Raw genomic sequence first — 17,777 nt, 5'->3', positions numbered from 1 at the left:
CGCGAGACTTGTCTTCCAGCATGAGACCGGCGTTCTGAAGCCCTGTCTCGTGCGGGAACGCAAGTCTCGCCGGGGGGGCGGGGGCAGGGGTGCGGGGACAAAAGAGCGGGGGCAGGGCGAGAGGGCGGGTGCACCCCGAGGATTGGGGCGCCGTTCACCCCGATGTCACCTGCGCCGCGTACAACTGTCTGTGCGCGGCGACAGAGCGAGACCGGATCGGGTGCCTGCCTCGGCCGCGCCGTGGTGAGCACCTCGCTCCCACCGCGGTCGCAGACCGCGAGACCCCCGCCGAATCGGGTCGGCGGGGGTCTCTCCCTATCAGTGCGGGTGCCGCGCGTGCGAGGCGCTCAGCGACGAAGGTGCGCCTGCACCTTCACCTCGCCCTTGGCGATGCTCACCAGTTTGCCCGGTCCCCCGGCGAAATCGAGCGTCGAAGCCCAGACCGTGCCGTTCGAGGATGCGGCCACGCCCACCGCCCCCGGCAGAGCGGCGAACGGCGACACCTGGCCGTCCTTGACGATCGAGATCCCATCGCCGAACAGCTCGGCGACGTAGACCCGGTTCGCGGCGATGGAGAGGCTGGTCGGCCCGGAGAAGCCGGATGCGACCTGGCTGAGCGCACCGGTGCGGCTGTCGATCCGCCAGAGCGCGCCGAGAGACGCCGACTCCCCCGGAAAGCCGGGCAGCGTGGTGATGTAGATCGCCCCGCCGGGGCCGACTGCGACGCCGGTGGGAACCGGCTCTGCGAAGTAGACGTCTCCGATCGCGCATTCGCCCAAGCCCAGCATCCCGGCCGTCTCGGCGGTGAGGGTGACCGCAACCGGCGGCAGCACAGCGAGGGTGCTCACCTCGCCCTTGTCCGTCACCTGGTACACCGCGTTGGATGCTGCGTCGGCGACCAGCCAGTCCCTATGCCAGGCGGTGACGCCGTAGACATGAGAGTCGTACAGCCCCGTATAGGCCGTGCCCGCAGCGCAGCTCGTCGGATCCGTGACGCCATACGCATTGCCCGAGTCAGGGTTGTTCGCGTCCTCGTAGGCCCGCAGATCGACGTACCTGGTCCCGCCGCGCGGGTCGCGGATGTTCAGGCCGCTCTCGGTGATGACGGGCGGCTCGGAAGCGAAGTCCTCGACGGAGGACCCGTAGGCCATCCACGAGCCGCGCGTCGCGAGGCCGGCGAGACCGGGAACGCCCTCGACGATGGGTGCGATGCTGCCCTCCGGCTGAAGCTGCCCGACGATGCCGGTGCCGCCGTCTGCGACGAGCAGCCGGTGACCTTCGACGGCGAGACTGAACGGTGCCGCCAGCTGCGTCGACCATTCCTTCACGACCGGCGTCCGGTCTGCCGCCGACGCGAGCGCCGGCGTGATGAGAGCGAGAACCGACAGGGTGCTCACTGCGATGAGTGCACGATGAACGCGCATGATGCCTCCGATCTCCCGGCCCGGCTTCCACGCCGAACCGTGTTCAAACCGGGCGGAGCCTCCCCAGCAGACGTCCGGATGCCGCAGAACCGACCTCGATGTCGGCTCGCCGACATCCTCCTCCGCGTTTCGGCGAAATTCAAGAGCCGCAAGCAGGAGTCGACGGCGCGGGGGATGCCGTCAGAGGCGCTCGAGGATGAGGGCGTTGGCCATGCCGCCGCCCTCGCACATCGCCTGCAGGCCGAGCCGACCACCGGTCGCCTCCAGATGATCGAGCAGGGTGCCCAGAAGCCGCGTTCCCGATGAGCCGAGGGCATGGCCGAGCGCGATGGCACCGCCGCGCGGGTTGAGCTTCGCCGGGTCGGCACCGAGCTCACTGGCCCAGGCGAGCGGCACCGAGGCGAAGGCCTCGTTGACCTCGTAGGCGTCGAGATCGTCGATCGTCAGACCCGCGCGCTCGAGCACGCGACGCGTGGCGGGGATCGGACCGGTGAGCATCAGCATCGGGTCGTCGCCGATCACATCGAACGCGCGGAAGCGGGCACGCGGGGTGAGACCGAGCTGCTCGGCGCGGTCGGCGCTCATCATCAGCGCGGCGGATGCCCCGTCGGTGAGCGGCGAGGAGTTTCCCGGCGTGATCGACCACTTCAGATCGGGGAATCGTTCGGCGAGCGCATCCGTGCGGAAGGACACCGGTAGCCCCGCCAGCTTCTCGGCCGTGGTCCCCTCGCGCACGGTCTCGTCGCTCGTGGCGTCCGGCGCCTCCGCAACCCCGATCGTGGTCCGGTCGAAGAACCCGTCACGCCACGCCTGCGCCGCGCGGGCGTGCGACTCGGCGGCGAAGGCGTCGAGACGCCCTCGGTCCAGTCCCCAGCGGCGGGCGATCAGCTCGGCGCTGACCCCCTGGTTCACCAGCCCGTCCGGGTAACGGGCACGTAGTCGCGGCGACAGAGGCGTGCCGCCCGCGGCGGAGGCACCGAGCGGCACGCGGCTCATCGACTCCACTCCACCGACGATGACGATGTCGCTTTCGCCGGCCGCGATGCCGGCGGCGGCGAAGTGCACGGCCTGCTGGCTCGATCCGCACTGCCGGTCGATCGTCGTGGCGGGAACCGCCTCGTCGAACCCGGCCGCGAGCACCACCTGACGGGCGATGTTCATGGCCTGATCGCCGACCTGGCTGACGCACCCGAGGAGCACGTCGTCGACCTGCCCGGACTCGAGACCGTTTCGTTCGAGGATCGCCTGCAGCAGCCCGGCGGCAAGATCGACCGGGTGCACGCCTGACAGCGCCCCGCCGGGCTTGCCCCGACCCACCGGTGTGCGGACGACGTCGACGATCACGGCTTCGCTGCTCATGGCTCCATCCTGCCCCGATCACCGGCTGGCCGTCACCGGGCGGCGATCAGGCGGTCAGCAGCGGGGCGGGTGCGAGAGGGTCGGCGAGTAGTCGATCGAAGGCGGCATCCGCGGCGCCGATCAGCAGGCGATCGGCGCCGAGAGCGGCGGATGCCAGCTGCAGACCCTCTGCGGACGCGGCGAGCGCCTGAGCGCGCACGGCCTCATCGAATGACCCGCGATCCAGGTCGCGGAGCACCGCGAGGAAACCGCCGAGCACGATCATCGACGGGTTGAGCACGTTGACGGCGTTGCGCAGAGTTGCGGCGAGGATCCGGCGCTGCCGCGCGGCCTCCTCACTCGCCTGCACAGCGGAGCTGTCGGCCAGGGCGAGGGCGAGCTCGTCGTCGTCCGCCCCTTCCAGACCCGCCGACGCCAGCAGCCGGGCGCGGTTGACCTCGTCTTCCAGCACCCCGTCGTCGACACGTCGATCCCTGGCATCCGCGATGCACGCCGCCGTCTGCCCCCACTCCCCGGCGTACCCGCCCGCCCCGCCGATGAGCTGACCGTGCAGGATCAGTCCGCCGCCGATGCCGCTGGCGCCGCCGTTGAGGTACACGACGTCGGCGTGCTCCCGCGCCGCCCCGAACAGCCGCTCGGCGCGCGCCCCGTACGATGCGTCGTTTCCGACCGCGACCGGCAGCCCCAGCGCCGCGGAGAGAGGACCGCCGATCTCGGCATCCCGCCAGCCGAGGTGAGGGGCCAACCGCACGATGCCGTCGGCCATGCGCACCAGGCCCGGCACCGCCACGCCGGCGCCGATCACCCGGCACCCCTGCAGATCGCCGCTCCACCCGTCGACTACCCGCGCGACCACGTCGATCACCTCATCGACGTCGGGCCGGGTGACCGCGATGCGCGCGCGGCGGCGCACCAGGCCGCCCAGCGATACCGCGCCGATCTCGACCGCATCGATCTCGGGGTTGATACCGATGGCGACCACCCCACGGCTCGGCGCGACGATCGGCGAGGGGCGACCGACCCGTCGGGTGGGATCGGGGTCGTGCTCGTCGACGAGACCCGCCTCGGCGAGACGGGAGACGAGGTCGCTGACCGTCGATCGGTTCAGCCCCGTCTCGGCGGTGATCACCGCGCGCGAGCGCGGTCCGCTGTGGTGCACCAGTCGCAGCACCTCGCCGAGGTTGGTGCGCCGTACGCCTTCGACCGTCGTGGCGCGTTCGCTCATGCTTGGTCCGCTTTCTGCCGCCGTCGATCCCCAGGCTACCGAGGAGCGGGCCGCTGGGTCACTGCTCGACGCCGACCGGTGTGTACTCGAACGTCTCGATCGCCAGCTGCCCCTGGGCGACGCGCCCCGAGCTGCTCGCGCACACCCCGAGCCACAGACCCAGGAACCCGCCCGTCGACGACGCGTCGAGCTGCCGCGCGTCGACCGTCGCGAGCGAGAGCCCGTCGTGCAAGAACTCGAGCTCGTACCCGCGGGCGCGCAAGTGCAGCTCCACCCGCGGATGGTCGGGCAGCGCGTGCGAGGCGAGCTGAGCCTCGTCGCCGGCGCGCACGTGCACGACGCTCAGCACCGCGCCCGCAGCTGTTCGCGTCACGACTGCGGCGGCATGGTCCTGCTCCGACTGGCGCACGACCAGCGCACCGCTCTCGCCCTCGGCCAGCCCACCGATGTCCAGCACGCAGCGCACGTCGACGTCGGAGTGCTGCTGCCGGATGCCCAGGAACGCCACGGTCGTGGCATCCCGCAGCGTCGCCGATCGCACAGGCATCCGCCAGGTCTCGCCGTCCGCCAAGGCGATCTCCGCCGGCAGCGCGCGCAGCGCCGTCCACCGCGCATCCTGCGGGAGCACGGCGCCCACCCGGCGATCGTCGGGCTGCCAGCTTCCGGCCGGAGCGGCCTGCGTCGCCCATGGCGCCGCGATCTCGTGCGGCAGCACCCCCTCGCCCGGAGCGAAGACGGGCCAGCCGTCCTGCCATTCGACCGGGCAGAGGAACGTCTCGCGTCCCAGCGGGTAGTGGTGCCCGTCGGCCGCGCGCATCGCGAGCATCAGCGCCTGCCACGAGCCGTCCGGCGCCTGCACGAGGTCGGCGTGCCCCGCCCCGATCACGTCCGTACGGCGGCCGAGATGACGGTGGGTGAAGACGGGATTCGCCTTATTGCCCTCATAGGGGCCGGTCACCGCGGCGGCCCTGGCCACACTCACGGCGTGATGGAATTCGGTGCCGCCCTCGGCTGCGACGAGATACCACTCGCCGTCGATCGGGTACAGATGCGGGCCCTCCGCCCACACCGCACCGTGCACGGCCCCTCGCCAGATCACGTGCTCGTCGCCGATCAGCGCGTGCTGCGCGGGAGAGTACTCCCGCACCCAGACCTCGGTCTGGTGGTACCACTCCGGATCGCGCGCGAGGCGCGTGCCGTGCATCCACACGCGTCCGTCGTCGTCGAAGGCCAGCGACGGGTCGATCCCGTCGACGTCGAGCATCACCGGGTCGCTCCACGGGCCCTGCGGATGCTCGGCGGTGACGACGAAGTTGCCTCCTCGGCTCGGATCGGCGGGGTCGACGAGTGTGCACACCACCCAGAAGAGGCCGAGACCGTGACGGATCGTGGGCGCGTACAGACCACCCGACGAACGGATCCCATCGAAGTCGAGCATCCCTGAGCGGTCGATGACGTGGCCGATCGTCTCCCACCGCACCAGATCGCGCGAGCGCATCACCGGCAGGCCGGGAAGGTACTCGAACGTCGAGGTGACGAGGTAGTACCACTCCCCCACCCGGCACACCGACGGGTCGGGATGGCAGCCGGGCAGCACGGGGTTGGTGGCGGTCATGCCGGCACGCCCTGCGACATCTCGACGGTCACGACACGACGGTCCGCGCCAGTCACCCGGTGCACGTCTCCGGTGAGCACCATGCGGCTCGGCGTCGTGGCCGCGCCGGGCAGCACCACCTGCTCGCGGGTGCGCTCGTTCGAGATCGCGCCGCCCGTCGTGCCGGCGAGATCGGCTGCGGGAGCGGATGCCGCAGCATGGGCCGCCGCCCAGACCAGTACCTCCCCCGGTTCGACGACGCGGGTGAGGGTGCGGTCGGTGAAGGCGAAGCGACCGGCGGGCACGTCGAAGCTCACCCGACGGCTCTCGCCCGGATCGAGCGCCACCCGCGCGTAGCCGAGCAGCTGCGTGACAGGGCGGGTGACGGATGCCGCCACGTCTCGGCCGTACAGCTGAACGATCTCGTCGCCGGGCAGGTCGCCCGTGTTGGTCACGGTGACCGACGCGGTGAAGCGGCCGTCGGTACTCGCCTCGGTGGGCACCTCCAGGTCGTCGTAGGCGAAGGTCGTGTACGACAGGCCGAACCCGAACGGCCGCAGCGGCGTGGGGTCGGTGGCGGTGACCTCCGAAGGGCCGCCGAGGATGGGATGCAGGTAGCTGTACGGCTGCGCGCCCGAGAAGCGGGGCAGGCTGACCGGCATCCGGCCCGATGGCACGACCTCTCCGGTCAGCACCTGGGCGATCGCCGTGCCGCCCGCCTCGCCGGGGAAGAACGACTGCAGCACCGCGGCCGGTCGCGCGGCGCCCTCCAGCGCCCACTCGATCGCGTACGGGCGGCCGGTCAGCAGGATCATGATGACCGGTGTGCCGGTCTCGACGATCCGCTCGACGAGCTCGCGCTGCACACCGGGCAGATCGAGCGACTGCACGTCGTTGCCCTCGCCGACCGTGCCACGGCCGAACAGACCCGCCTGATCGCCGACGACCACGACGGCCAGGTCGGCGTCCGCGGCCGCCTGAGCCGCGGCGTCGAACCCGGACCGGTCGGCGCCCTCGACGTCGCATCCGCTCAGGTGCACGATCTCGGCATCCGGCATCGCCGCGTCGAGCGCCTCACGGACCGTGGGGATCTCGAACCCGATCTCGTGGTCGGGGTGGTGGGCGAGCACGTGGTTGGCGAAGGAGTAGCAGCCCTGCAGCGCCGCCGAGCGGTCGGCGTTCGGCCCGACCAGGGCGACGCGGGCGCGACGGTCGGAGAGGGGCAGCACCCCGTCGTTCGCGAGCAGCACGACCGACTCGGCGGCCAGGCGCAGCGCGACCGCTCGGTGCTCGGCGGTGTCGAGGTCGACGACCGCCGGCGGCTCGTCCTGGAAGGCCTCCGCCTCGAGCAGCCCGAGCTCCTCTTTCTGCGTGAGCACGCGGATCACGGCGCGATCGAGGTAGGCCTCGTCGAGCTCTCCTGCGCGCACGCGCTCGATGAGCGGGGCGAGGTAGGCGTCGCCGGACGGCAGTTCGACGTCGATCCCGGCCTTCAGCGCGAGTTCGGCGGCCTCACCGCGATCACGCGCGACGGCGTGCATGACCTCGAGGAACGCTACGGCGAAGTAGTCGGCGACGACGACCCCGTCGAAGCCGAGCCCGTCGCGAAGGAGATCGGTGAGCAGTGCAGGGTCGGATGCCACGGGCACGCCGTCGATCTCGGAGTAGCTGTTCATGACCCCGCGCGCACCGCCGTCGCGGATGGCCATCTCGAACGGGGGCAGGAAGACGTCGGCGACCTCGCGCGGTCCGGCCGAGACCGGGGCGTGATTGCGCCCCGCGCGCGAGCCGGAGTAGCCGAGGAAGTGCTTGAGGGTCGCGTGCACGCCCTGCGACTGCAGTCCCTGCACGTAAGCGGTGCCGATGGTGCCGACCAGGTACGGGTCCTCGCCGATGCACTCGTCGACGCGCCCCCAACGGGGGTCGCGGACGACGTCGAGCACCGGGGCGAGGCCCTGATGGATGCCGAGCTCGCGCATCGACTGCCCGATCAGCGCGCCCATCTCTGCGACGAGATCCGGATCGAAGGCGGCGCCCCAGGCGAGCGGCGTGGGGAACGTCGCGGCCTTCCATGCCGCAAGGCCCGTGAGGCACTCCTCGTGCACGATCGCGGGGATGCCCAGGCGCGTCTCGCGCCGCAGCCGGCGCTGCTCGTTCCACAGCCACGCCGCCCGCTCGGCCGGGTCGACGGGGCGGGTGCCGTACACGCGGGTGTAGTGGCCGATGCCATCGCGCGTGATCTCGCTCAGGGTGCTCGACGCTCCCGCCGAGGCCATCTCGTTCTGCATCGGGGCGACCACGTCGCCGCCCTGGTCGAGCCAGTAGCCGACGAGCTGGGCGGCCTTCTCGTCGAGGGTCATCCGCGCGAGGATCTCGGCGACGCGAGCCGAGGGGGTCGGGAAGGCGGGCACGCCGTGCGATGCGGCCGAGGATGAGGTGCGATCGAACATGTCAGCCCTTCACGGCTCCGGTCAGTCCGCCGACGATGCGGCGCTCGAACAGGCTGAAGAAGACCAGTGCGGGCAGCATCGACAGCGAGGTGTAGGCCAGCACGCGGGCGGTGTCGACCGAGTACTGGGAGGCGAAGTTCTGCACACCCAGCGGCAGGGTGAACAGGCTCTGATCGCTCAGGATGAACAGCGGCAGCATGTAGCCGTTCCACGCGCCCACGAACGCGAGGATGCCGACCGTGATGACGCCGGGGAGGCTCAGCGGCAGCACCATCCGCCAGAAGAACCCCAGTCGGGAGGCTCCGTCGATCGACGCCGCCTCCTCCAGCTCCCTGGGGATCGCCCGCAGGAACGGGACGAGGATGATGATCGTCATCGGCAGGGCGAAGGCGATCTGCGGGAGGATGATGCCGGCGAGGCTGTTCACCAGACCGAGGTTGCGGATGAGGATGTACAGCGGGGTGATGGCGACCGTGACGGGGAACATCAGACCGGCCGCGAACAGCGAGTACATCAGGCCGCGCCCGCCGAAGTCGTAGCGGGCGATCACGTAGCTGGCCATGAGACCGAGCAGAACCGCGCCCACGGTGGTGCCCACCGCCGAGATCGTGGAGTTCATCAGGGCGACCCAGAACTCCGAGCTGGCCAGCACGTCACCGTAGTTGGCGAACTGCCAGGGTGCCGGGAACCCGGACGGGTCGAGGGTGATCTGCGAGTTCGTGCGGAACCCGCCGATGATGATGTAGAGCACCGGGGTGATGCAGATGGCGATCAGCACCAGCGCGACCAGGTAGACCGCGGGGCTGCCCCACTTGACGCCGGACTCGCGCACGCGGCGCGGCCCCTTCGGGGTGATCGCCTGGATGGCGACCCGGGTGTTCAGGCTGTCGGCACTCACTTGCGCTTCCTTCCGCCGTCGCCGGTCAGTGCGCCCTCGGTGTCGCGGCGCAGGACGAAGCGCTGGTAGAGGAGCGCGACGATGAGCGTGATGATGAACAGCATCACGGCGACGGCGTTGCCGAATCCGTAGCTGCCGGCCAGGTGGCCGTTCTGGTACATGTAGGTCGCCATCGTCGAGGTGCCTGCCGTGGCGGCGATGTACTGACCCCAGATGATGTTGACCAGGTCGAACAGCTGCAGCGACCCGATGATCGACAGGAACGCCCAGATGCGGATGGTGGGTCCCAGCAGCGGTACGGTGATCGCCCACTGCATCTTCCAGAAGCCGGCGCCGTCGATGGCCGCGGCTTCGTAGAGCTCCTCGGGGATGGACTGCATCCCCGCCAGCATGAGGATGACGGCGAAGCCGAGGTACTTCCAGGTGATGATGATCATCAGCGACGTCATGGCGATCGACGGATCGGCGATCCACGACTGCTGGAAGTCGCCGAGGCCCCACTTCTCGAGCAGGGAGTTCAGCGCACCGGCATCCTGCAGCATCAGGCTCCAGCCGATGCCGACGATCACCTCGGAGATGACGTACGGGACGAAGATCAGGATGCGGATGATCGAGCGCCCGCGGATCTTCTGGTTCATCAGCAGAGCGAACAGGATCGCGACCGGGCCCTGCAACAGCAGCGACAGCACCACGATGATGCCGTTGTGCGTGACGGCCTGGCGGAACGTGTCGTCCTGCCAGATCATCACGTAGTTGTCGAGACCGATGAACTCGGTCGGCCAGCCGAAGCCGTTCCACTTGAAGAAGCCGTAGAACGCGGCCATCGCCACCGGCAGGATGACGAAGCCGACGAACATGATCAGGGCGGGACCCGAGAGGAGCGCTATCTCTGCGCGCTTGCGCCAGTCGGCCCGCCGCGGTCGCCGCTCCGGGGCGGGCGTCGCGCCCGCCCCGGAGACGGCGTCCTTCTCAGGCACCGTGGTGCGCTGCAGTGCCTGGATGTCGTGCATGGTTCGGTCAGCCTCGCGCCTGCGCCTTGGCGACGGTGTCGACGAGCTTCTCCGGGCTGCCCTGACCAGCGAGCATCTCGACGACGCTGGTGTTCAGCGCGTTTCCGACGTTCTGGCCGAGAGCGGTGTCGAGCCACAGAGCGACGTACGGCGCCTTCTGGTACGCCTCCATCAGCGGCTTCAGCGAGGGGTCGGTGACCGCGCCGGTGGCCTCCTGCGAGGCGGGGACGGTCTGGAACGCGACCGCGTACTTCTCCTGCCACTCCTTCGACGAGACGAAGTTGAGGAATTTCTCGCACGATGCAGGTGAGTCCTTGGCACAGGAGTATCCGTCGACGCCGCCCATCATGGCGCCCGCTCCGCCGTCTCCGCCTTCGACCTCGGGGAAGGGGAACCAGCCGAGGTCGGGCAGCGGCTTCTCGTCAGGCGTCAGGCTGGCGATCACACCCACGTCCCAGGCGCCCATGAGCTCCATGGCCGCCTTGTGATTGGCGATGAGGCCGGCGGACGAGTTGGCGCCCTCCTGCGGATCGGTGGTCAGGAAGCCCTTGTTGAACGGCTCGGTGGCGGCGAACTCCTGGAAGTTCTTCGCGGCTTCGAGCCAGCACGGGTTGGTGAAGTCGGCGTCGGTGACGAGGTTCTCGATGACGTCCTGGTCGCAGGCGCGCACCGCGAAGAAGTAGTACCAGTGCGCTGCCGGCCATGCCGCCTTGGCGCCGAGGGCGATCGGCGCGACGCCGGCACCCTTGAGCTTCGAGACGGCGTCGTTGAGCTCGTCGAACGTGGTGGGCTCGGAGGTGATGCCCGCCTGCTCGAAGAGATCCTTGCTGTAGAACATGCCGCCGGGAAGCACGGCGCTGGGCATGCCGTAGATCTTGCCGTCGACGGTGAACGCACCGAACGGCGCGTCTCCCATGGCCTCCTTGACGTCGTCGTCGATGAGGTCGGTGAGGTCCTTCACCTTGTCGGCGCTGACGATGTCGGCAAGCTTGCCGCCACCGCGCGCCATGAAGATGTCGGGCATGTCACCCGAGTTGACGGCGGTCTGCAGCTTGCCGTCCATGTCTTCGTTCTGGATGGACGTGACCTTGATCGTGACGTCCTTGTTCTCCTTCTGGAACGCGGCCGCAGCGTCTTCCCAGTACTGCTTGCCCTCGCCGGTGGTGGAGTTGTGCCACATGGTCAGCGTCTCGCCGCCGCCGTCTCCGCCGCTCGAGCTCGAGCAGCCGCTCAGGCCGAGTGCTCCCACGGCCACGACGGCAGCCGCCGCGAGCCAGGTCTTCCGGATCTTCATGCTGTGTCTCCTCATCGTTGAGTGGCTGGGCGAGGCTATTTGTTGTCAACGACACCCAATCTCGTCGCCACCACTTTGGCACCTGACCCGGATCATGTCAATCGTTATCGATAACGTTTTCGCTCATTAGGCTGGGTGTATGGCCGCCCGCCCCACCATCCATGACGTCGCGAAGGCCGCCGGCGTCTCGGTCGCCACCGTCTCGAAGGCGATCAACGGTCGCGACGGCGTCGCGCCCGCCACACTCACGCAGGTGATGAACGTCGTCGAGGAGCTGGGATATGCCAGTTCGCTGGTGGCGACATCGATGCGCCGCCGGCAGACCAACGTGATCGGTGTTCTCGTCGCCGAGTTCGAGCCGTTCGCCGTGCAGCTGCTGCAGGGGGTGTCGACCGCCCTGCAGAACACCCGCTACGACGTTCTCGCATACGCCGGCAGCGTCTCAGCCGGAGAGCACCTCGGCTGGGAGCGGCGCTCCCTGTCCCGCCTCGGCGGGACACTCATCGACGGGGCGATCATCGTCACGCCGACCACGACCCCTGCTCACGCCACGGTGCCGATCGTGGCCGTCGACCCGCATGCCGGGCCGAAGGGCACCTCCACCGTGAGCGTGCACAACCACGACGGCGCACGGGTGGCCGTCGAGCACCTGATCAGCCTCGGGCACCGGCGCATCGGGCATCTGCGCGGTCGTACCGACCTCGAGTCCGCGCACCAGCGCGAGGAGGGGTACCGGCGCGCTCTGCGCGATGCCGGCATCGCCTTCGACCCAGCCCTCGTCGTCGACGGCGGCTACCGCGCCGCCGACTCCACTGCCGGAGCCCACCATCTGCTCGCCCTCCCCGCTCGCCCCACCGCGATCTTCGCCGCGAACGACCAGTCGGCCATCGAGATGATGCGCATCGCCGCCGAGCGCGGGCTGCGGGTTCCGCACGATCTGTCGGTTGTCGGATTCGACGATGTGCCTGAGGCCGCCTCGCACGATCCGCAGCTCACCACGGTGCGTCAGCCGCTGCACGAGATGGGCAGGATCGCCGTGCGCGTGCTGCTGGGCATGCTCGACGACGGTGCCCCCGAGCACGTGCGGCTGCCCGCCGAGCTCGTCGTGCGCTCGTCGACCGCTGCCCCCGCGCGGTGAGGCGCGCGGCCCCCGCGTGCCCAGGTCGGGACGTTGCGCCTTCGGCATCCGATTGATATGTTCGCCTCTACAACATTTCACCGACGTCGCTGAAGGCGGATCACATGTCTCTCACCCCCACCAAGGCCGACCGATTCTCGTTCGGGCTCTGGACCATCGGCTACAACGGCACCGACCCGTTCGGCGGTCCGACCCGGCCCGCGCTCGACGTCGTGCACGCCGTCGAGAAGCTCGATGAGCTCGGCGCATACGGCCTCACCTTCCACGACGACGATCTGTTCGCCTTCGGGTCGACCGACACCGCGCGGCAGAAGCAGATCGACCGGCTGAAGGGGGCACTCGACGCCACCGGCCTCGTCGTGCCGATGGTCACGACCAACCTGTTCAGCGCGCCGGTCTTCAAAGACGGCGGCTTCACCTCGAACGACCGGCAGGTGCGTCGCTTCGCGCTGCGCAAGGTGCTGCGCAACCTCGACCTCGCGGCCGAGCTGGGGGCCAAGACGTTCGTCATGTGGGGAGGCCGCGAGGGCGCCGAGTACGACTCGGCGAAAGACATCCAGGCCGCCCTCGAGCGCTACCGCGAGGCGGTCAACCTGCTCGGCGACTACGTCACCGACAAGGGCTACGACATCCGCTTCGCCATCGAGCCCAAGCCCAATGAGCCCCGCGGCGACATCCTGCTGCCCACCCTCGGCCACGCGATCGCGTTCATCGACTCGCTCGAGCGCCCCGAGCTGGTCGGTCTGAACCCCGAGGTCGGTCACGAGCAGATGGCGGGCCTGAACTTCACGGCCGGTATCGCCCAGGCGCTGTACCACGGCAAGCTCTTCCACATCGACCTGAACGGCCAGCGCGGCATCAAGTACGACCAGGACCTCGTCTTCGGTCACGGCGACCTGAACAACGCGTTCTCGCTCGTCGACCTGCTCGAGCACGGCGGTCCGAACGGCGGTGCCGCCTACGACGGCCCCCGCCACTTCGACTACAAGCCGAGCCGCACCGAAGACGAGACGGGCGTGTGGGATTCGGCCGCCGCGAACATGCGCATGTACCTGCTGCTCAAGCAGCGTGCAGAGGCGTTCCGCGCCGACCCGGAGGTGCAGGAGGCCCTTGCCGCCGCGAAGGTCGCCGAGCTCGCGCAGCCCACCCTCGGCGAGGGCGAGTCGTACGACGACCTGCTCGCCGACCGCAGCGCCTACGAGGAGTTCGACGCCGACTCGTACCTGGGCGGACACGGCTTCGGCTTCGTGCGCCTGCAGCAGCTGGCCACCGAGCACCTCATGGGCGCCCGCTGACCCGGTCGCCCCTTCGCCGACATCGCGCCCTGCCGCCGAGACCCCGCCCTGCCGACGTCGACACGGCGGGATGTCGGCGAGAGCTCGGGGTGTCGGCGCAGCCGAGCGCAGAGGAGAGGATGCCGATATGGCACTCGTGATGGGGGTCGACTCGTCGACCCAGTCGTGCAAGGTCGTCGTGCGGGATGCCGCGACCGGCGCCGTCGTGCGCACCGGACGCGCCCCGCATCCGGAGGGAACGGAGGTCGACCCCGAGGCGTGGTGGGATGCCCTGCAGCGGGCGATCGCCGACGCGGGCGGGATGGACGACGTCGCCGCGTGGTCGATCGCCGGTCAGCAGCATGGCCTCGTCGCCCTCGACTCGCGTGGCGAAGTCATCCGCCCCGCGCTGCTGTGGAACGACACGAGATCGGCAGGAGCCGCCGCATGCCTGACCGCCGAGCTCGGCGCCGACCATCTCGCCGAGCGCACGGGAGTCGTGCCCGTGGCGTCGTTCACCGTGACGAAGCTGCGCTGGATGGCCGACCACGAGCCGAGCGACGCGGCGCGCATCGCTGCCGTCGCTCTGCCACACGACTGGCTGACCTGGCGGCTGCGGGGCTTCGGCCCGGTGTCGGAGGGGCAGGACGCTCGGCTCGACGAGCTGATCACCGACCGCTCCGACGCCAGCGGGACGGGGTATTGGGGAGCGGACGGCTACGACCGCGACATCCTGTCGCACGCGCTGCGCCGCGATGCTGCGCGGGTGGTGCTCCCCCGCGTGCTGCACCCGCACGAGCACGTCTCCGACCCCGACGGACGCCGCGTCGCGCCCGGAGCCGGCGACAACGCGGGGGCGGCCCTCGGGCTCGGTGCACGGCAGGGCGATGCGGTCGTCTCGATCGGCACGTCGGGCACGGTCTTCGCCGTGACCGACGCCCCGGTGCGTGATGCGTCGGGCACGGTGGCCGGGTTCGCCGACGCCGCGGGCGGGTGGCTGCCGCTGATCGCGACGCTGAACGCGGCGCGGGTGATGGACGCCACGGCGGCCCTGCTCGGAGTCGACCACCACGCCCTCAGCGACCTGGCTCTCGCCGCCGAGCCGGGTGCGGGCGGATTGGTGCTGCAGCCGTGGTTCGAGGGTGAGCGCACCCCCAACCGTCCGGATGCCACTGCCACTCTCTTCGGCATGACGCTGGCCAGCACGACTCGCGAGAACCTCGCGCGTGCGGCGATCGAGGGCGTGCTGTGCGGTCTGGCGGAAGGGCTCGACGCGATCCGCCGGCAGGGCGTCGAGGTTGGCCGCGTTCTGCTGACCGGCGGTGCAGCGCAGAATCCCGCGGTGCAGCGGATCGCCTCCGAGGTCTTCGACGTGCCTGTCGTCGTGCCTCAGCCCCAGGAGTACGTCGCCCTCGGCGCGTGCGCGCAGGCCGCGTGGGCCCTGACCGGCTCGCGTCCGGCGTGGGCCGCCGACGCCGACGCGCCCGCGGCCACGGGCGCGCCGGTCTCGAGCATCCGCTCCCAGTACGCCGCTCGACTGCCCTAGCCGCCGCGGCCGATCCGGCCGATGCCCGAGAACCACTTCCGGCATGAGAAGCGCGTTCACACGCGATGTCTCAAGCCGGATGTGGTTTCTCGACGCGCGAGCTGCAGATCAGAGGGCGCGGATCGTCCAGGAGGCCGCGTGTGAGGCACCTGACTCGAGAATCACAAGGCCGGCGCCGGAGTTGAAGGCGTCCGGCGCGCAGGTCATCGGCTCGACCGCCAGCCCGACCCGGTGCGTCGCGTGCGCCTCGGGGGTGTCGGCGGTGTGGATCTGCACCCACGGGCACACCTCGCCCCAGCTGATGGCCGTGCCGGTGCCGTCTGCGGCAGTCACCTGCACCTCGGCGATGCCGCCGATCCGCTCGAGCGCGGTGAAGGCGTGGTCGATGAAGGTCTCGCCGATCATGCGGGCCGTGCGGAAGTCCCACTCCGGATGCCGGTCGACCGGCTCGACCGCGACAGGGCTCAGCCGATCGTCGGTCACCGTCAGCACCTCGGATGCCGGCAGCGACAGCATCCACGCGTCCACGGCTCCCGGCAGGGCCGGGGAAGCGACCAGATACGGATGGGGGCCTGTACCCCACGGCGCAGCGTCGGTCCCGAGGTTGCGCCCGGTCACGACCTGCGTCAGACCGTCGGCGCCGAGGCGGTACTCCACCTCGACCTCGACGCGGAACGGGTATCCCGCCTGCGGCTCGATCACCGCCGTGAGCACGACCCGGTCGGGCTCGACGACCTGATCGGCGAACTCCAGCCAGGCCGTGAGTCCGTGCAAGGCGTGCCCCCGCGACGGCTCGGTGAGCGCGAGCCGGTGCTGAGCGCCGGCGAACGCGTAGCGGCCGTCGACGACGCGGTTCGGCCACGGCGCCAGCGTGGCGCCACGGTAGTTCGGCCGCACCTCGTCGGCGTCGAACGGCACGACGAGGTCGCGCCCCTCGTGCGTGAGCGTGCGCAGCGAGGCCCCGACGCTGGCGATCACCGCCGCATAGCCGTGCCCGGCGATCGAGAGCTGACGGCCGGATGCCGGCAGCATCACAGCCCCTGAGCCAGGCGGTGGTACGCCGCGTTCCAGCGGACCTGCTTCTGGAACTCGGGCAGGGTCGTCGACTCGTCGATGACGAGCAGCTCGACTTCGGCCATCTCGGCGAAGTCGCGGAATGCGTCGATGCCCACCGCGGTCGACATGACCGTGTGGTGCGCGGCGCCGGCGGTCAGCCACGCGGCTGCGCTGGTGTTGAAGTCCGGCGCGGGCTTCCACACCGCACGTCCCACCGGCAGCTTCGGCAGCGCCGCCCGTGGCTCGACGTTCTCGACGACGTTCGCCGTGAGACGGAACCGGTCGCGCATGTCGCTCAGCGCGACGACGACGGCCGGCCCCGGGTCGGCGGTGAAGACCAGGCGCACCGGGTCGTCCTTGCCGCCGATGCCGAGCGGGTGGATCTCGAGGGTCGGCTTCTTCGTGGTCAGCGACGGCGAGACCTCGAGCATGTGCGCGCCGAGGATCAGCTCGTCGCCGGGGGTCATGTCGTAGGTGTAGTCCTCCATGAGGCTGGCGCCCCCGGGGAGGCCCGCACCCATCACGTTCGCCACGCGCACGAGGATCGCCGTCTTCCAGTCGCCCTCGGCGCCGAACCCGTAGCCCTCGGCCATCAGGCGCTGCACGGCCAGGCCCGGCAGCTGCTTCAGCTCGCCGAGGTCTTCGAACGAGGTGGTGAAGGCGCCGAACCCGCCCTCCTCGAGGAACGAGCGCAGCCCGATCTCGATGGCGGCGCCGTCGCGCAGTGACTGGTGGCGGTCGCCGCCGCGCCGCAGCTCGGGCGCGACCTCGTACAGCTCCTCGTACTCGGCGACGAGGGCGTCGATGTCGCTCGACGATGCGGCGGCCACGGCATCCGCCAGGTCGTTCACGCCCCACGTGTTCACCTGCACGCCGAAGCGCAGCTCGGCCTCGGTCTTGTCGCCCTCGGTGACCGCGACGAAGCGCATGTTGTCGCCGAAGCGGGCGAGCTTCAGCGAACGGGCGGCGGCGAGACCGGCGGCGGCGCGCTGCCAGGTCGCGAGCTCCTGACGCACGCGCGGGTCGGATGCGTGACCGACGATGGTCTTGCGCGGCACTCCGAGACGGGTCTGGATGTACCCGAACTCGCGGTCGCCGTGCGCGGCCTGGTTGAGGTTCATGAAGTCGAAGTCGATGTCTGCCCAGGGCAGCTCGACGTTCGCCTGCGTGTGCAGGTGCGCGAGCGGCTTCTGCAGCGCGTCGAGCCCGGCGATCCACATCTTGGCCGGGCTGAACGTGTGCATCCAGGCGACCAGGCCGATCACGCGGTCATCGGCGTTGGCCTCGAGTGCGATGCGGCGGATGGACGCCGAGTCGGTGAGCACCGGCTTCCAGACGATCCGCACGGGCACCTCGCTCGCCTCGTCGAGCGTGCGTGCGATCTGCTGCGACTGATCGGCGACCTGGGCGAGGGTCTCGGGACCGTAGAGGTGCTGGCTGCCGGTGAGGAACCAGACCTCGTACTCGTCGAGGGTCGTGGTGAGCGGGGTGCGGGTCATGGGTGTTCCT

Annotated in this window: 13 protein-coding genes; 3 read left to right on the top strand and 10 right to left on the bottom strand. The window is 70.3% G+C overall.

What is annotated here, in order from left to right; genetic code table 11:
- Positions 1-347: 347 nt before the first annotated feature.
- From PGB26_RS05405 to PGB26_RS05370, 8 genes are all read right to left on the bottom strand, one after another.
- Positions 348-1,397, bottom strand: coding sequence for a ScyD/ScyE family protein (locus tag PGB26_RS05405; protein WP_271639317.1), 1,050 nt, complete (start codon positions 1,395-1,397; stop codon positions 348-350).
- A gap of 207 nt (positions 1,398-1,604) precedes the next feature.
- Entirely contained in the window at positions 1,605-2,783 is a 1,179-nt protein-coding gene (locus tag PGB26_RS05400) for a thiolase family protein (RefSeq protein ID WP_271639316.1), read from the bottom strand.
- A 46-nt stretch (positions 2,784-2,829) separates the two neighbouring features.
- Positions 2,830-4,008: an ROK family transcriptional regulator gene (locus PGB26_RS05395; RefSeq protein WP_271639315.1), complete on the bottom strand. Its 1,179-nt coding sequence runs from the start codon at positions 4,006-4,008 to the stop codon at positions 2,830-2,832.
- A 58-nt stretch (positions 4,009-4,066) separates the two neighbouring features.
- Positions 4,067-5,623 (bottom strand): family 43 glycosylhydrolase, encoded by a 1,557-nt coding sequence (locus tag PGB26_RS05390; protein ID WP_271639314.1) that lies wholly within the window; start codon positions 5,621-5,623, stop codon positions 4,067-4,069.
- Positions 5,620-8,052, bottom strand: a complete 2,433-nt coding sequence (locus PGB26_RS05385; protein WP_271639313.1) for a glycoside hydrolase family 3 N-terminal domain-containing protein — start codon at positions 8,050-8,052, stop codon at positions 5,620-5,622. The genes PGB26_RS05390 and PGB26_RS05385 overlap by 4 nt, the downstream gene beginning before the upstream one ends.
- Position 8,053: 1 nt before the next feature.
- A complete protein-coding gene (locus PGB26_RS05380) occupies positions 8,054-8,917 on the bottom strand; it encodes a carbohydrate ABC transporter permease (protein ID WP_271639604.1) in 864 nt (287 codons plus the stop codon).
- 29 nt (positions 8,918-8,946) lie between these two features.
- Positions 8,947-9,960, bottom strand: coding sequence for a carbohydrate ABC transporter permease (locus PGB26_RS05375; protein ID WP_271639312.1), 1,014 nt, complete (start codon positions 9,958-9,960; stop codon positions 8,947-8,949).
- Between the two features lie 7 nt (positions 9,961-9,967).
- Entirely contained in the window at positions 9,968-11,254 is a 1,287-nt protein-coding gene (locus PGB26_RS05370; protein ID WP_271639311.1) for an extracellular solute-binding protein, read from the bottom strand.
- 139 nt (positions 11,255-11,393) lie between these two features.
- Here PGB26_RS05370 and PGB26_RS05365 point away from each other — a divergent pair, with 139 nt between their 5' ends.
- From PGB26_RS05365 to xylB, 3 genes are all read left to right on the top strand, one after another.
- The gene (locus tag PGB26_RS05365; RefSeq protein WP_271639310.1) at positions 11,394-12,392 is read left to right on the top strand and encodes a LacI family DNA-binding transcriptional regulator; all 999 of its coding nucleotides are present in this window, start codon (positions 11,394-11,396) and stop codon (positions 12,390-12,392) included.
- Between the two features lie 104 nt (positions 12,393-12,496).
- Entirely contained in the window at positions 12,497-13,687 is a 1,191-nt protein-coding gene (gene xylA / locus PGB26_RS05360) for a xylose isomerase (protein ID WP_271639309.1), read from the top strand.
- A gap of 127 nt (positions 13,688-13,814) precedes the next feature.
- Positions 13,815-15,212 (top strand): xylulokinase, encoded by a 1,398-nt coding sequence (xylB, locus tag PGB26_RS05355; RefSeq protein WP_271639308.1) that lies wholly within the window; start codon positions 13,815-13,817, stop codon positions 15,210-15,212.
- Positions 15,213-15,320: 108 nt separating this feature from the next.
- Here xylB and PGB26_RS05350 read toward each other — a convergent pair whose 3' ends face one another.
- Entirely contained in the window at positions 15,321-16,244 is a 924-nt protein-coding gene (locus PGB26_RS05350) for an aldose 1-epimerase family protein (protein WP_271639307.1), read from the bottom strand.
- Positions 16,244-17,767, bottom strand: a complete 1,524-nt coding sequence (gene araA, locus PGB26_RS05345) for an L-arabinose isomerase (RefSeq protein ID WP_271639306.1) — start codon at positions 17,765-17,767, stop codon at positions 16,244-16,246. Before araA ends, PGB26_RS05350 begins: the two co-directional genes overlap by 1 nt.
- Between the last annotated feature and the right edge of the window lie 10 nt (positions 17,768-17,777).

This window comes from Microbacterium sp. nov. GSS16 (assembly GCF_028198145.1).
Classification (GTDB): domain Bacteria; phylum Actinomycetota; class Actinomycetes; order Actinomycetales; family Microbacteriaceae; genus Microbacterium.
The sequence above is the reverse complement of the archived record's forward strand: the minus strand, read 5'-3'. Positions and strand labels throughout refer to the sequence as shown.

Coding starts and splice junctions, on each gene's coding strand:
- PGB26_RS05350 (WP_271639307.1), bottom strand. CDS start 16,244: ATGCTGCCGGCATCCGGCCGTCAGCTCTCGATCGCCGGGCACGGCTAT.
- PGB26_RS05395 (WP_271639315.1), bottom strand. CDS start 4,008: ATGAGCGAACGCGCCACGACGGTCGAAGGCGTACGGCGCACCAACCTC.
- xylB (WP_271639308.1), top strand. CDS start 13,815: ATGGCACTCGTGATGGGGGTCGACTCGTCGACCCAGTCGTGCAAGGTC.
- PGB26_RS05400 (WP_271639316.1), bottom strand. CDS start 2,783: ATGAGCAGCGAAGCCGTGATCGTCGACGTCGTCCGCACACCGGTGGGT.
- PGB26_RS05365 (WP_271639310.1), top strand. CDS start 11,394: ATGGCCGCCCGCCCCACCATCCATGACGTCGCGAAGGCCGCCGGCGTC.
- PGB26_RS05390 (WP_271639314.1), bottom strand. CDS start 5,623: ATGACCGCCACCAACCCCGTGCTGCCCGGCTGCCATCCCGACCCGTCG.
- PGB26_RS05370 (WP_271639311.1), bottom strand. CDS start 11,254: ATGAAGATCCGGAAGACCTGGCTCGCGGCGGCTGCCGTCGTGGCCGTG.
- araA (WP_271639306.1), bottom strand. CDS start 17,767: ATGACCCGCACCCCGCTCACCACGACCCTCGACGAGTACGAGGTCTGG.
- xylA (WP_271639309.1), top strand. CDS start 12,497: ATGTCTCTCACCCCCACCAAGGCCGACCGATTCTCGTTCGGGCTCTGG.
- PGB26_RS05375 (WP_271639312.1), bottom strand. CDS start 9,960: ATGCACGACATCCAGGCACTGCAGCGCACCACGGTGCCTGAGAAGGAC.
- PGB26_RS05385 (WP_271639313.1), bottom strand. CDS start 8,052: ATGTTCGATCGCACCTCATCCTCGGCCGCATCGCACGGCGTGCCCGCC.